A 13,569-nucleotide genomic window follows, 5' to 3' on the forward strand; every position below is an offset into this window, starting at 1 on the left:
TTTAGTGATAGATTTCAGCGTGTTCACTGAGCTCTTTGAGCTGCATTTTGACGATTTCGATAACAGGATCATGCGGGCTGTTATCAACAAAGTGTTGCAGATCGGCCGCCGCGACATTGATACACCCCAGCTGCTGGGCAATAAAGGCGCGCTCCCGATTTAAGTGCACATCATCTGGATGCCACTGTAGCAGCAAGTTGCAACATTCCATCGCCGCCTCAAATTGATGCGACACGATACACCCCGCCTTAAGCTCATGCAGCATACGCGAAATCAGCTTCTTTACCGACGCCGCCTTTAAGTAACTTGGCTTAAGTTCAGCCGCATTACCCAACTCACCGCGCACTAACACATGCAGCTGGTGTTTCGTCAGCTCTTTGCCCGTCAGCGGATCGTGATAACGAACAACGCCACCAACGTTACTGCGAAGCACGGTATTACCCGGTAATAGCAGGGCCTCGAGCTCTAAATCGAGCTGCTTGGCCAGTAGCATCAATACCGTTGCCAGCGTGGTGCTATTACCCTGTTTAGTGATAAGACAAGTGCCCAAGTCCGCCGCTTCGGTGCTGAAGTAGTTGTCGCGAACACAGAACCCTAAATCCTGATAAAACCAACGAAACAAAGCCTTTAAGCGTTGCTGTTGATCTACCAGATAATGACTTAATACGGCTCCAGCCAATTCAAACCAAGCCCATTTCGCCGCTTCGAGGTTTGAAAAGCCAAGGTGAGCACCTACATCCAATGCCGACTCGGGCAAAGAAATGCCATCTTGCAGAGTGTATTTACCCATTAACCCAATAATACCGCTTGTTTAAAATGCGCCAATTTAGCCGCGTAGACCAACCAACCTATAGCGCCGAGAAAGGCGAATACTTTGAAAAGTTTGTTTCTGTTGGCTTTTATTGCAATTACACCCAAGGCAATATAAGCAACGACAGCGCCAATCTTTTCGGTCAACCAAGGATCCACAAAGGGATATTGCTTGATCATAAAGCACAAAGTTAAACCAGAAAGTAGCAAGAAAGTGTCAATCACATGGGGAGCGACTTTAAAGACCTTCTTGCCCATCAGTGCTGACTGACGTAAATGCAACACAAAACGAACGACAAAAAACAGCACACTCACGGCAATTAAGGTTAAGTGCAGGTGCTTAACAGCAGGATAAAGACTGTAAAAAGTTTCCATTGTGATACTTATGGCCAGTGACAAAGGCGCTAGTTTACCCTAATCATAACGCCAGACCAATGCCTAACACTCGAGATTCACAGACGGGCCCCGTCGCGCACTTTGCAGGAAACCATGATGAATTTAATGATAATTGACGATGAGTCCACTGAGTTTGCCGACACGGTAAAGCAAAAAATCGTCGAATTTAATCAGCAGCACTGGCAAACGCTGCAACGCCAAAACCTAGGCTTAAAGTTGCAGGATGAGCAAGGCACCTTACTTGCGGGCTTAAGCGGCAAGACCTTCGGCAATTGGTTCTTAATCGACTATCTGTGGGTGGATGAAGCATTTCGCCAGCAAAACATCGGCTCACGCTTATTACTCGAGGCTGAAAGCAAAGCCAAACAACGCGGCTGCCAATTTGTTCTGCTCGATACCTTAGATTTTCAAGCAAAACCTTTCTATGAGCGCCACGGATATCGTGTGCAGTGGGTACAGCAAGCCTATCCCGAAACCGGCAGTAAATTCTTTATGGTTAAGGTGCTGTAGCTTCTTAAAGATAAAATGTGATTTTAAGACGTCTTGTCATGAGCTTATAAAGACTAATAATCTCAACAGATACATAGACAACAACGCCATTGACGGGTAATCAATGGCGTTTTTTGGCACTCAGCTAGATTGGAGCAAATATTAAATTCCAATCAATCCCATCCACTTACCCATAGTGCATCTATCGTTGCTACCAAAATCCCGCACGGTAGCGACATTTTGGTAACCTAGCTCTGTGAGTTTTGCCCTGAGTTTTACTGCTTGTTCAAAACCATGCTCAAGCAATATATAACCATTGGGCTTTAAATAATCTCGAGCAGTTTTTGCAATGTAGTAAAGATCAGCAAACCCTTCATCGGCGGCAGTAAGCGCACTTTGTGGCTCAAAACGCACATCACCTTGATGTAAATGCTCGTCAGCCTCATCGATATAGGGTGGATTAGAAACAATTAAATCAAAGTCACGGGAAGTAATAGCGCTAAACCAATCGCTCTGCAGTATCTCAACCTGTTCAAGTTTCAGATTAGTGCGATTCGCCTTTGCCAGCGCGACCGCATCTTCCACTTTATCCACCGCGGTAATTTGCCACTCGGCGCGTTCAGAAGCCAAAGCCAGTGCAATCGCGCCGGTTCCCGTTCCCAGATCGAGCACTTTTGCATGACTTTCAAGGGGTAGGTTGAGGGCGGATTCGACGAGGATCTCAGTATCAGGACGAGGGATCAAGGTCGTGTCATTCACAATAAAGGGCAGTGACCAAAACTCACGCTCGCCAACAATGTGAGCCACAGGTACGCCTTGCTGACGCCGTTGCACCATTTGCTGGAAGCGTTTCCACTGTTCTACGCTCAAGGCTTTTTCAGGCCAAGTGTACAGATAAGCACGATTCTTATTGAGGCAATACAATAATAAAACCTCTGCATCCAAATGGGCGGATTCAGAGGTTGAAGCTAGCTGTACATAGGCCCATTGCAGGGCCTCGGCGATACAGGATTGATCAGCCAAAATTACCCCTGCTCATCAGCGAGTGCGGCTAATAAATCTGCCTGATGTTCTTGCATCAGTGGTCCTAAAATCGCATCCAAGTCACCCTCCATCACTTCGTTTAAGCGATATAGGGTTAAGTTAATACGATGTTCACTCACGCGGCCCTGCGGGAAGTTATAGGTACGAATCCGCTCAGAGCGGTCACCACTGGCGACCAGACTACGACGAGTTGACTCTTCAGCGCTGCGGCGTTTTTCATCTTCTACGGCTTGGATACGCGCCGCTAACACGCTCATCGCTTGTGCGCGATTTTTATGTTGCGAGCGTTGATCCTGACATTCCACCACAATCCCGGTTGGAATATGGGTAATACGAATGGCAGAATCGGTTTTGTTAACGTGCTGACCACCTGCGCCCGATGAGCGGAAAGTATCGACCTTAAGATCGGCAGGATTAATGGAAATCGCCTCAGCTTCAGGCACTTCATGCATCACTACCACAGTTACTGCGGAAGTGTGAACTCGGCCTTGGGACTCGGTTTCAGGTACACGTTGAACGCGGTGACCACCGGATTCAAATTTGAGTTTACCGTAGGCGCCTTCACCACTGACTTTAACGATGATTTCTTTAAAACCGCCATGCTCGCCTTCGTTCGAGCTCATGATCTCGAGCTGCCAACGGTTGGCTTCAGCATAACGGCTATACATACGGAATAAGTCGCCCGCGAAGATCGCCGCTTCGTCGCCACCCGCACCGGCACGAATTTCGATAAAGGCGTTAGTGTCGTCGTTAGGATCTTTTGGTAGTAACAGAATTTGCAGTTCGGCTTCGAGACGTTCAAGTTCAGCTTTAGCAGCCTTGATTTCTTCCTGCGCCATTTCACGCATTTCAGCGTCATCTTCTTCCAGCATTTCCTTAGCAGACTCGAGATCCGCCTGTGCCTGCTGGTAGGCTTTAAAGCCTGCAACCACTTCTTCTAACTGAGAATATTCTTTGGATAACGCACGAAAACGATCCTGATCGGCAATGACAGACGCATCACCAAGCAAAGCTAAGACTTCTTCGTTGCGCTCGAGCAAGCCTTCCAGCTTGCGGATAACGGATTCCTTCATTTAACTCGCTAACCTTAGTTTTTATCTAATCCGAGCGCTGTTCTTAACTGACCTAATGTATTCAAATCCCCCTGACGGCTCGCCACCGTGAGGGCTTGGGTGGGTGCGTGAATGAGTCTATTGGTCAGGCGATTGGCTAGTTCAATCAATACCTGCTCAGTGTCGCCCCCCTGCGCTAATTTATTCAGGGCGCGTTCCACTAACTCATCCTTTATCGCCATGCTCTGGCTGCGATACTCGCGAATACTATCGACCGACTCTAAAGAACGCACCCACTCCATAAAGAGGTGAGATTGTTCTTCAGTAATTAATTCAGCTTGCTCGGCGGCCTCCTTACGGGAAGCCTTATTCTGTTCAATAATGCTATGCAGGTCGTCCACTGTATACAGAAACGCATCGTCCAAATCGGCGACTTCCGGCTCAATATCCCGGGGAACTGCTATATCAACCAATAACATAGGTTGATGGCGACGCTGCTTTAGCGCTTTTTCTACCATGCCTTTACCAAGGATTGGTAGCGGGCTGGCGGTAGAGGATATCACGATATCGGCTTTAGGGAGAAAATCTGGTATCTGTGCCAGCGTAATTGCCGTGGCATTGAACTCTTCACACATGCTTTGAGCGCGCTCTAAAGTACGGTTTGCCACCACCATTGAGGCAACACCGTTATCTTTAAGATGCTTAGCTACTAGCTCTATCGTTTCACCAGCACCGATTAACAATACCTTAGTGGTCGACAACGAAGAGAAGATATGTTTTGCCATGCTCACGGCCGCAAAAGCGACCGATACAGCAGCGGCACCGATTTCGGTTTCGGTACGCACTTTTTTAGCAACAGAGAAAGTATTTTGGAACAAGCGGTCAATAGTTAAGGCGACAGTGCCGGCTTCTTTGGCTTTGACAAAGGCTTGTTTAACTTGACCAAGAATCTGCGGCTCACCCAGGATCAACGAGTCAAGACCCGAAGCAACGCGCATCAAATGCCTCACCGCCTCTTGTCCGTGATAATTGTAGAGGCAGGGCGCGACATCTTTATGCTCTAGGCCATGAAATTCTTCAAGCCATTCAATGATATCGGCCTCATCGCCATTGTTACAATACAACTCAGTGCGATTACAGGTCGAGACGATAACGGCTTCACCGGAGCGCGTACGACTGGCCAGACTCTTCATGGCATCATGAATTGTGTCTGGAGAGAAGGCGACTTTCTCACGCAGGTCTACCGTGGCTGTTTTATGGTTAATACCGATTGCTACAAGGCTCATCTGACTCTTTTCTAGATTCTTGGCGTCTATCTTAATAAGGGCATTCTACTGAATTGGCCCAACTAAAAACAGAATACGCTTAACAAAACCGAATAAAGGTCTAACTTCTTACCTAAATTTTCTATCAATGATAGACAATTACCGATTAGCACGACTGAAGTTATCCCAAGTGACTGCCAATGGAAATTTTACAAATGGCATTGGTATTCTTTCCAAGCCCTCGTATCATAAGGACTTTGGTATATCAGTTATAGATGAATAATTTGAAGCGCTTCACAAAATCCATTTTCTCTTGTATCGCCTTGAGCGGACTATTATTTTTAGGCGGCTGTGAAACACTGCCGCCTATGACCGATCTCAGCCCTATTACGGTCGATAATGCAGCCCAAGCTAAAGCGTGGGAGCTACAGGGTAAACTCGCCATCCGCACACCTGAAGATAAGCTCAGTGCCAATCTCTATTGGCGCCACAGCGAGGAGCGCGACGAGCTCACGCTCACGACGATGTTAGGTACTACAGTATTGACTTTGGAGGCGACGCCTCACTCGGCTCACCTACATATTGATGGCAAAGATTTTCGTGATAATAACGCCCAAGCCTTACTTGAACGCGTCAGCGGCTGGTCTATCCCGATTAATGATTTGCCCCTGTGGATCACAGGACAAACTGGCAGTTTAGATCGCGTCATCGCCGTTGATAGTACAGGTCAAACTAAGCAACTGCAAAATGTGCAAACGCCACCGCCTTGGTTAGTCACATTTTTAAGCTGGCAATCCCAAAGTGGCGCTAAGGTGCCTTACCAATTAACGCTCGAACGCGGTGATTTACAGCTCAAGCTTCAGCTCAATCAATGGCAAGCCTTAGGTAAACCCTCAATACTGCTCGGAGAAAAACCTTAGCATGTCCCAAGAGATTTCACGCAATTGGCCAGCTCCCGCCAAACTCAATCTGTTTTTGCATATCAACGGACGCCGCAGTGACGGTTACCATGAGTTGCAAACCCTATTTCAATTTGTTGACTGTTGCGATCAACTCGACTTTCGAGTGACTTACACACCTGAACTGATTTTGCACTCGAACATGTCAAACGTTGTCGCGGATAGCGATAACTTAATTCTGCGAGCCGCAAAATCACTGCAACAATCTACAGGTTATCCTGGCGGTGCAGAAATCTGGCTCGATAAACGTCTGCCCATGGGCGGCGGTTTAGGCGGTGGCTCCTCGGATGCAGCCACCACACTTGTCGCCTTGAATCAGTTATGGAATACCCAATTGTCTCATGATGAATTAGCGGCAATTGGATTAAAACTCGGTGCCGATATCCCTGTTTTTATTCATGGTTTCGCTGCATTTGCCGAGGGAGTTGGAGAGTGTTTACAGACGGTTAATCCCGCTGAATTATGGTATTTAATCATTGCCCCTGACGCCCATGTTTCCACCGCAGCGGTATTCCAAGATCCGCAGCTGCCGCGTAATACGCCTAAGCTTGGTATTGATACTTTACTGAGCCAATCTTGGAGAAATGATTGCCAAGAACTGGTCGTATCTAAATACCCTCAAGTTGCCAAGGCCTTAGGCTGGCTGCTAGAATATGCGCCGTCGAGAATGACCGGAACGGGCGCATGCGTGTTTGGGGAGTTTTCGTCGCAGCAGCAAGCTCTCGCAGCCTTGGCGAAATTACCGTCTGATATGCAAGGATTTGTTGCAAAAGGGATGAATATTTCGCCGCTCATAGTGCGACTCAATCGTCCATAAACTACTTTCTTCTAGAGCAACTTTTTTCACGATAGCCCACGGGTCCGCTCCCGTCCCCGCATCGTCGTTGCTCTAGCCACTAAAATATAAAGCAAACGCCTGAGGTTCATACAGTGCCCGACATCAAGCTCTTTGCTGGGAATGCCACCCCCAGTCTCGCTAAGAAGATAGCCGATCGTCTATTTTGTAAACTCGGAGACGCAGTGGTTGGTCGTTTCAGCGATGGTGAAATCAGTGTCCAAATCAACGAAAATGTACGTGGTGCCGATGTGTTTATCATCCAATCCACCTGCGCGCCGACTAACGATAACCTCATGGAACTGATCGTGATGGTTGATGCGCTACGCCGTGCATCTGCTGGTCGTATCACTGCTGTTATTCCTTACTTTGGTTATGCTCGTCAAGACCGTCGCGTCCGCAGCGCACGTGTACCTATTACGGCAAAAGTGGTTGCTGACTTCCTGTCTAGCGTCGGTGTTGACCGCGTTTTAACCTGTGATTTACACGCTGAGCAGATCCAAGGCTTCTTCGACGTTCCTGTTGATAACGTATTTGGTAGCCCAGTGCTATTAGAAGACATGGTTGCGAAGAAGTTAGATAACCCCGTGGTTGTCTCTCCTGACATCGGTGGCGTGGTTCGTGCTCGCGCAGTGGCAAAACTGTTAGATGATTCTGATTTGGCCATTATCGATAAACGTCGTCCACAGGCAAACGTTGCACAAGTGATGCACATTATCGGCGATGTTCAAGGCCGTGACTGCATTATCGTTGACGATATGATCGACACAGGCGGCACTCTGTGTAAAGCGGCTGAAGCCCTGAAAGAACATGGTGCAAACCGCGTATTTGCTTACGCAACTCACCCAGTGTTCTCTGGCAAAGCGGCTGAAAATATCACCAACTCAGTGATCGATGAAGTGATCGTCACAGATACCGTACCTTTAAGCCCTGAAATGCTGAAAGTGGCGAAAGTGACTCAACTGACGATGTCGGCAGTATTGGCGGAAGCCATTCGCCGTGTAAGCAACGAAGAGTCTATCTCTGCAATGTTCAGCCACTAATCTTACGGCACTTGCATAAAAAAACGCACCTCAAGGTGCGTTTTTTGTTTGCGCGTTTTAGCTTTGGTCTTAGTTTACATTTTAGGATTGAATCGACTTCTGCCTTATCCATCCACAAACCGCGCCTCAAAATGCTATAGAAACGCCCTCCAAGGTGCGTCTCAAGCATAATCGTTTAGATCTTAAAATGGCTCACAGCACTCACCAAATACTCGGCTCGGGTTCTTAACTCGTCCGATGCCGAAGCATTAGCATCGGCGGCATGGGAAGATTGCTCCGCGATATCGCGGATAACCACAACATTCTTATTCACTTCAGCAGCCACCATACTTTGCTCTTCAATTGCAGCAGCAATCTGCGTACTCATATCCATAATGTTTCGAACGTCATTATTGATAAGCTTTAGTAATTCCCCCGCTGCTGCGGCCTGCTCAGCACTCTCTGCACCTTGTTTTTGGCTCGCATCCATTAATTGCACAATAGAACGGGTTCGACTTTGCAAGGTTTGAATAATATTAGCAATCTCCTGTGTCGATGTCTGAGTTCGCATCGCTAGACTACGCACCTCATCAGCCACAACAGCAAATCCACGCCCCTGCTCTCCAGCACGCGCCGCTTCAATCGCAGCATTCAATGCGAGTAAGTTGGTTTGCTCAGCAATGCCGCGGATCACATCAAGCACACTGCCAATGGTTTCGCTATCGCGCTCAAGCTCGTCCACTACTGAAGCACTCGTATTAATTTGCTCAGATAACTGTCTAATTTTAAGAATCGTCTGCTCTACCTCAGTTTGCCCCAACTGAGCGTTATCATGGGTTTTACCCGCTTTGAGTGCCGCAAGCTCGGTCGTTTTAGCGATTTCATCAATGGTGGCGCCCATTTCGGTAATCGCGGTAGCCACCATATCGGTTTCGTTAAGTTGCTGCGCAACACCTTCAGAAGCAAGCATGGCATTCTCTGAGACACTCTTACTTGAGGTGTTAATAGTAGAGACAGACTCAATAACCTGCTCGATAAGCTGCTGGAAACTAACCACCATGCTATTGAAATGCTGTGCAATTTCGCCTAACTCATCTTGCGTTGATGCATCGCATCTTAGGGTTAAGTTTTTACTCACTTCGATGCGTGAAATAACCTGTGTAATGCGCGCAACGGGATTAATAATGCTACGGATTATTAAGTAAGTAATTATGCCGAGGATTAATGCAATCATCAGAAAGACAGCGATTCCAATATTCCTGCTGCTCTTTTCTGTATCTTCGATAGATTTGAGAGCAAGTTTATGCAGCTCATCGGCGCTAGATTCTGTTAATTTATTCGCGGCGATTAACTGTGCCATCGTGCCCTGTTTTTCATCTAAACCCAGTTGCTGCTCTTTACTAACGAGGCTTTTAAAGTCTTTTTGATATTGTTCGATCAATGCAACAATTTTATTTTGCGCATCAATATCTAAACTTGATGCCCTTAAGCTGCTATTAAACAAAGCAATATTGGCATCGAAGGTCTCGACATAGCTCATTTCGCGGCGCAACATAAAATCTTTTTCATTGCGTCTAAGCTGCAACATGGCAACTTGCAAAGAAAGTTGATCGTATTCCTTCAGCATGGATTCCACATTGTGCACCGCAGTTCTTAAGGTGCCATAGAGACCTGTTTTGGGTGTTAAGCCAATTTCTTGTTGCAGTTGAACAACCTCATTAAAGGCCTGTTGATATTGATTTAAATTGCGGTCAAAACTTTCGAGGGAAGTAATAGGTACATCGTATTTTTTAAAGATTTTTTCAAGCTTAGGAATCATGTCATCAATTGAGGCATGAACTTGTTTATGTTTTTCAACATATTGAATATCTTTACGGCCAAAAAAGTCCTTTTCATTTTTACGCAGTAACAACACGTCACGCTCAAGTTCGAGCACGTTTTGCGCCGCGTGGGAGAGTTCCGACTCAACTGAATTTGTATAAAGCTGCAATCCAAACATGGCTATCACGGCCGTTACAGATACGGCAGCACTGAGTAACAATTTCGAGCGGATTAACATAAAAAGCCCCTAATAAATAACATCTCTTAAAAAGATAGTTGGGAGTCACGTCTTTTACAGTAAATATAGCCTTGACATAAAAAGTTCATCTTTCATTTATTGTTTTATCCGCTTCGGAACTTTCTCCATTTTTCGATTTACATTGACAGCCAAGTATAGTGGCAACTATGAAAGTATAATCTGTGATTTTACTTTCATAGAGTTATGATTCAGAATACCAACTGGTATAAAACCTGTAAGTTCATAAACTTAACTCTAAATTTTTGCCACTAATTTTACTATAAAACTCGAACAAGTGATGCTAAATGAACTGATAAAAAATTTATTTTTATCAGATACAAACCTTTTGTGCTTTTCAGAGCGTCCAATCTATAAACATTCACTCAGATGACAGGAAAAGGCTGTGACGGCAGGGAGACTCCCACTCAACAATGCAATGTCAGAATTTGACCTCATCACCTTGGCTAGCCAAGGTAATAGAGCCGCATTTAAGCAGCTGTATTTACACCATCATCCAAGGATATATGCCCTATCACTGCGGTTATCTGGCCAAGCCTCGCAGGCAGAAGAAATCACCCAAGAGTGCTTTATTTTGGTGTGGCAGAAATTGCCGCAATTTAGGGGAGAGAGTCAGTTCTCCACTTGGTTACACAGCATTTGCGTGAATCAGGCACTGAGCTTTATCCGTAAGCAAAAGTCGTTTTGGGCACGTTTTATCCCAATGGAGAGTGACGATGAACATTCAAGCGCCGATGAACATTATCAAGGGTTAGACAAGTTGATCCTAAAACTGCCAGAGCGGGCGCGTATCGTGTTTGTACTCTGCGCGATTGAAGGCTATCAACATGAAGAAATTGCACAATTACTTGGTATTGCCGTGGGAACCAGTAAGACCCAGTACCACAGAGCCAAGCAATTACTACAGGAGATGCTGTAATGTCCTTATCTAATAATGCTCGCGAGGCCAAGCTCCAGCAGTTGATTGATGATGCTCCCAAAACACTAACGCCCGAACGGGATCTTTGGCAAGGCATCGAAAAACGTATGGATAAGCCATTAGCGTCGCAACCAGCGAGTCGCCAAGCGCCGCGACTACAAGGTGCGCAATGGGCGATTGCCGCAACTATAGTGCTGGCGGTGTTCTTCGGGTTCTACACTCAAGCTCCGGTAAAAACCTCGCTCCCAGAACAAATCGCCAGCCAAGCTGCGGATGATGAGCAAGTGCTGCAAGCTTTGCTAAGCCAAATAGCCCAGACACATCAAGCCCAGGTGACGAGCCTCGCACAGACCCCAACGGTAGTCGCTTGGCAAACGAGCCGCTTTAGCGCTCCGTTAGAGCAAGGCTTAGCGGAATTACGTCGTGCAGGCGAACAGATTTATCAAGCATTACAGGCTAATCCCACCGACAAACAACTTTGGCAACTCTGGCTTTGGGTGCAACAACGTGAACTCGATTTGCTACAACAAGGCCAAAAACTTCCGATTCAAAACTCAACACAAGGAAATAGCATATGAGCCATTTTACCCTCACGAAAACCAGTCTATTAGTGTCAACACTTTACCTTGGCCTTATGGGCAGCGTGTTCGCCGCTGAAAGTGTGGATAAGCAGTTACCCATTAGCAGCGATACTCTGCTGCAAATCAAAATCCAACGGGGCAGCGTGCAAATTCAAAGCTGGGATAAAAATGAAGTCAGCGTGACCGGCACTTTGGATGAGCTAAGCGAAGGTTTTGTCTTTGAGCAGAAAGGTAACAATCTGAATATCGAAGATAAAATGCCACGCCACTATAACGGCAGTGACAACAATGGCTCAAAGCTCACCATTAAAGTACCTAAAACCGTTAAGCTCAATGCCGATACGATTTCAGCTAATCTACAAATCAGCCAGACTCAAGGCGAGCTTGAACTCAATACCGTTAGTGGCAATATCAGCGCCGATAATTTAGGGGGTAATCCGACGTTACACACTGTCTCAGGCGATATCACCACCAAAGGATTAACAGGTAAAGTGATGTTAGATACAGTTTCTGGCGAGATTAAAGATTCTGAAAGCAAAGGCGAAATAAAATACCGCTTAGTCAGTGGCGATCTCAGCAGCCAAACCTTAGCCGACAAAGTCAACGTCGAGCAGGTTTCAGGCGAAATTAATGGCGACTTTAAAACCGCTAAAGAAGTTAATGTACGTACCGTTAGCGGCGACGCCCAAGTGTCGCTAGCCAAAGCCTTTAATAAAGCCAATCTTGAAAGTGTCAGTGGCGATATGACTTTAAGCTTTGCCGATGTGCCCGATGCCAGCTTCGAGCTCAATGGCGGCCCAGGCGGCAAAATCAAAAACAGCTTGAGCCAAGATGTGCCACAAAGACAAAAATACGTGCCGAATGAATCCTTAAGCTTCCAAACGGGTGCTGGTAGCGCCAGTGTGAAGATGGACACTATTAGCGGTAATCTGATCCTGAAAAAACAATAGCCTTATCAGAAAACACGAATTAGCGATAAAAATAGCAATAAAAATGCCGCTCATCAGGAGCGGCATTTTTTTAGCCAAACGGTGTTAAATCGAAGCGATTTCTTCGCTCGTCAGATAGCGCCATTCGCCTAGGGCAAGTTCGGAATCTAATTCAATTCTACCAATACTTTCACGATGCAAGCCAACCACATGGTTGCCCACCGCGGCAAACATCCGCTTTACTTGATGATACTTACCCTCGGTAATGGTTAAACGCACCAACTGTGGCTCAATGATTTCAAGCACCGCGGGTTTTGTCAGGCCGTCCTCGTTTCTAAGCTCCACTCCAGCGGCAAAGACGCCAATCAGACTCTCATCCACAGGCTCGGCTAACGTCACTAAGTAACGCTTGCCACAGTCTTTTTTGGGCGAAGTGATCCGGTGCGACCACTGGCCATCACTGGTGATAAGCACCAAGCCTGTCGTATCGGCATCTAAACGGCCAGCAATGTGTAATGTTTCAGGCTTTTCGATATCCAGCAAACTCAGTACCGATGGATAGGCTTCATCTATGGTCGAGCAAATCGTATCAACGGGTTTATTGAGCATAAGATAACGCTCACCAACGAGGGAAATAGGCTCGCCGTCGAGGCATACTTGCATCCCCTCAAGCACTTTAAAGCCTGAGTCTTTGACCACAACGCCGTCACAGGTAATCTCACCACGGTGTAAGGCTTTTTTAGCTAGGGAACGTGTAAGTGAGGTACTTTCACAGATAAATTTGTCTAAACGCACTTGATGACTCAACTTCAATAAATGAAAACTGACGTATTATGAGCCCAATCAATAAAAGGACAAAGCCTAAACTAAAACGACATCAGTGCGTCGGCGTAAATAAAATAAGTACCTACTAACTCGGTAATGCTTGCATACGGTATGTTTGCTGCTTTTTAGGTCAATTTAAGTTATGGTAATTTTTAGTTACAACTGCCAGATAATAAATCCATCTTTAAAAGTGTAATCACCTTGTTTCGATTCCCACTAAAGCATTAACATACGTTGCATTGCGCCTGAAGCAATCCCATTTAGAACCCAAATAGCCCCAGATATGGGCACAATAACAAACTCGAAGGAAACGACATGAGAAAAGTACTCATTGGGGGACTGTGTGCCTCACTTATCGCGGGGCCT

The 13,569-nt window shown here is 46.3% G+C and carries 14 protein-coding genes; 7 read left to right on the forward strand and 7 right to left on the reverse strand.

The window, feature by feature from the left end:
* Nucleotide 1 precedes the first annotated feature (1 nt).
* Nucleotides 2-790 carry a tetratricopeptide repeat protein gene (locus SHEWPOL2_RS09340; RefSeq protein WP_037427842.1) on the reverse strand — a complete coding sequence of 263 codons (789 nt, stop codon included), beginning with the start codon at nucleotides 788-790 and terminating at the stop codon, nucleotides 2-4.
* Nucleotides 790-1,185 (reverse strand): SirB2 family protein, encoded by a 396-nt coding sequence (locus SHEWPOL2_RS09345; RefSeq protein WP_037422264.1) that lies wholly within the window; start codon nucleotides 1,183-1,185, stop codon nucleotides 790-792. The genes SHEWPOL2_RS09340 and SHEWPOL2_RS09345 overlap by 1 nt, the downstream gene beginning before the upstream one ends.
* 117 nt (nucleotides 1,186-1,302) lie before the next feature.
* Here SHEWPOL2_RS09345 and SHEWPOL2_RS09350 point away from each other — a divergent pair, with 117 nt between their 5' ends.
* Nucleotides 1,303-1,716, forward strand: a complete 414-nt coding sequence (locus tag SHEWPOL2_RS09350; RefSeq protein ID WP_037427843.1) for a GNAT family N-acetyltransferase — start codon at nucleotides 1,303-1,305, stop codon at nucleotides 1,714-1,716.
* 141 nt (nucleotides 1,717-1,857) lie between these two features.
* Here SHEWPOL2_RS09350 and prmC read toward each other — a convergent pair whose 3' ends face one another.
* The 3 genes from prmC to hemA are packed head-to-tail and all read right to left on the reverse strand — an operon-like array spanning nucleotide 1,858 to nucleotide 5,077.
* Nucleotides 1,858-2,718 (reverse strand): peptide chain release factor N(5)-glutamine methyltransferase, encoded by an 861-nt coding sequence (prmC, locus tag SHEWPOL2_RS09355; protein ID WP_037427846.1) that lies wholly within the window; start codon nucleotides 2,716-2,718, stop codon nucleotides 1,858-1,860.
* Between the two features lie 2 nt (nucleotides 2,719-2,720).
* The gene (gene prfA / locus SHEWPOL2_RS09360; protein ID WP_037422256.1) at nucleotides 2,721-3,812 is read right to left on the reverse strand and encodes a peptide chain release factor 1; all 1,092 of its coding nucleotides are present in this window, start codon (nucleotides 3,810-3,812) and stop codon (nucleotides 2,721-2,723) included.
* 14 nt (nucleotides 3,813-3,826) lie between these two features.
* On the reverse strand, nucleotides 3,827-5,077 hold the full coding sequence (hemA, locus tag SHEWPOL2_RS09365; RefSeq protein ID WP_037422253.1) for a glutamyl-tRNA reductase: 1,251 nt from the start codon (nucleotides 5,075-5,077) through the stop codon (nucleotides 3,827-3,829).
* Nucleotides 5,078-5,331: 254 nt separating this feature from the next.
* Here hemA and lolB point away from each other — a divergent pair, with 254 nt between their 5' ends.
* The 3 genes from lolB to SHEWPOL2_RS09380 all read left to right on the forward strand — a co-directional run bounded on the left by lolB (nucleotide 5,332) and on the right by SHEWPOL2_RS09380 (nucleotide 7,893).
* On the forward strand, nucleotides 5,332-5,976 hold the full coding sequence (gene lolB, locus SHEWPOL2_RS09370; RefSeq protein WP_037427848.1) for a lipoprotein insertase outer membrane protein LolB: 645 nt from the start codon (nucleotides 5,332-5,334) through the stop codon (nucleotides 5,974-5,976).
* 1 nt (nucleotide 5,977) lies between these two features.
* Nucleotides 5,978-6,832: a 4-(cytidine 5'-diphospho)-2-C-methyl-D-erythritol kinase gene (gene ispE / locus SHEWPOL2_RS09375; protein WP_037427850.1), complete on the forward strand. Its 855-nt coding sequence runs from the start codon at nucleotides 5,978-5,980 to the stop codon at nucleotides 6,830-6,832.
* Nucleotides 6,833-6,945: 113 nt separating this feature from the next.
* On the forward strand, nucleotides 6,946-7,893 hold the full coding sequence (locus SHEWPOL2_RS09380; RefSeq protein WP_037422243.1) for a ribose-phosphate pyrophosphokinase: 948 nt from the start codon (nucleotides 6,946-6,948) through the stop codon (nucleotides 7,891-7,893).
* A gap of 175 nt (nucleotides 7,894-8,068) precedes the next feature.
* On the opposite strand, the gene SHEWPOL2_RS09385 is transcribed toward SHEWPOL2_RS09380, so the two are convergent.
* Nucleotides 8,069-9,931 (reverse strand): methyl-accepting chemotaxis protein, encoded by a 1,863-nt coding sequence (locus SHEWPOL2_RS09385; RefSeq protein ID WP_037427852.1) that lies wholly within the window; start codon nucleotides 9,929-9,931, stop codon nucleotides 8,069-8,071.
* A gap of 403 nt (nucleotides 9,932-10,334) precedes the next feature.
* Between SHEWPOL2_RS09385 and SHEWPOL2_RS09390 the strand changes: the two genes are divergently transcribed.
* The 3 genes from SHEWPOL2_RS09390 to SHEWPOL2_RS09400 are packed head-to-tail and all read left to right on the forward strand — an operon-like array spanning nucleotide 10,335 to nucleotide 12,399.
* Nucleotides 10,335-10,868 carry an RNA polymerase sigma factor gene (locus SHEWPOL2_RS09390; protein WP_037422238.1) on the forward strand — a complete coding sequence of 178 codons (534 nt, stop codon included), beginning with the start codon at nucleotides 10,335-10,337 and terminating at the stop codon, nucleotides 10,866-10,868.
* Nucleotides 10,868-11,446: an anti-sigma factor gene (locus SHEWPOL2_RS09395; protein WP_037427854.1), complete on the forward strand. Its 579-nt coding sequence runs from the start codon at nucleotides 10,868-10,870 to the stop codon at nucleotides 11,444-11,446. The genes SHEWPOL2_RS09390 and SHEWPOL2_RS09395 overlap by 1 nt, the downstream gene beginning before the upstream one ends.
* The gene (locus SHEWPOL2_RS09400) at nucleotides 11,443-12,399 is read left to right on the forward strand and encodes a DUF4097 family beta strand repeat-containing protein (protein ID WP_037427855.1); all 957 of its coding nucleotides are present in this window, start codon (nucleotides 11,443-11,445) and stop codon (nucleotides 12,397-12,399) included. Before SHEWPOL2_RS09395 ends, SHEWPOL2_RS09400 begins: the two co-directional genes overlap by 4 nt.
* Nucleotides 12,400-12,483: 84 nt before the next feature.
* Here the strand turns inward: SHEWPOL2_RS09400 and rsuA are convergent, their stop codons facing one another.
* Nucleotides 12,484-13,173, reverse strand: a complete 690-nt coding sequence (rsuA, locus tag SHEWPOL2_RS09405; protein WP_037427857.1) for a 16S rRNA pseudouridine(516) synthase RsuA — start codon at nucleotides 13,171-13,173, stop codon at nucleotides 12,484-12,486.
* Nucleotides 13,174-13,569: the final 396 nt, after the last annotated feature.

The organism is Shewanella sp. POL2 (genome assembly GCF_000282755.1).
GTDB lineage: Bacteria > Pseudomonadota > Gammaproteobacteria > Enterobacterales > Shewanellaceae > Shewanella > Shewanella xiamenensis.

Excerpts from the sequence above, each read along its gene's own strand:
- SHEWPOL2_RS09340 (WP_037427842.1), bottom strand. The coding sequence starts at position 790 with ATGGGTAAATACACTCTGCAAGATGGCATTTCTTTGCCCGAGTCGGCA.
- SHEWPOL2_RS09345 (WP_037422264.1), bottom strand. The coding sequence starts at position 1,185 with ATGGAAACTTTTTACAGTCTTTATCCTGCTGTTAAGCACCTGCACTTA.
- SHEWPOL2_RS09350 (WP_037427843.1), top strand. The coding sequence starts at position 1,303 with ATGAATTTAATGATAATTGACGATGAGTCCACTGAGTTTGCCGACACG.
- prfA (WP_037422256.1), bottom strand. The coding sequence starts at position 3,812 with ATGAAGGAATCCGTTATCCGCAAGCTGGAAGGCTTGCTCGAGCGCAAC.
- hemA (WP_037422253.1), bottom strand. The coding sequence starts at position 5,077 with ATGAGCCTTGTAGCAATCGGTATTAACCATAAAACAGCCACGGTAGAC.
- lolB (WP_037427848.1), top strand. The coding sequence starts at position 5,332 with ATGAATAATTTGAAGCGCTTCACAAAATCCATTTTCTCTTGTATCGCC.
- ispE (WP_037427850.1), top strand. The coding sequence starts at position 5,978 with ATGTCCCAAGAGATTTCACGCAATTGGCCAGCTCCCGCCAAACTCAAT.
- SHEWPOL2_RS09385 (WP_037427852.1), bottom strand. The coding sequence starts at position 9,931 with ATGTTAATCCGCTCGAAATTGTTACTCAGTGCTGCCGTATCTGTAACG.
- SHEWPOL2_RS09395 (WP_037427854.1), top strand. The coding sequence starts at position 10,868 with ATGTCCTTATCTAATAATGCTCGCGAGGCCAAGCTCCAGCAGTTGATT.
- SHEWPOL2_RS09400 (WP_037427855.1), top strand. The coding sequence starts at position 11,443 with ATGAGCCATTTTACCCTCACGAAAACCAGTCTATTAGTGTCAACACTT.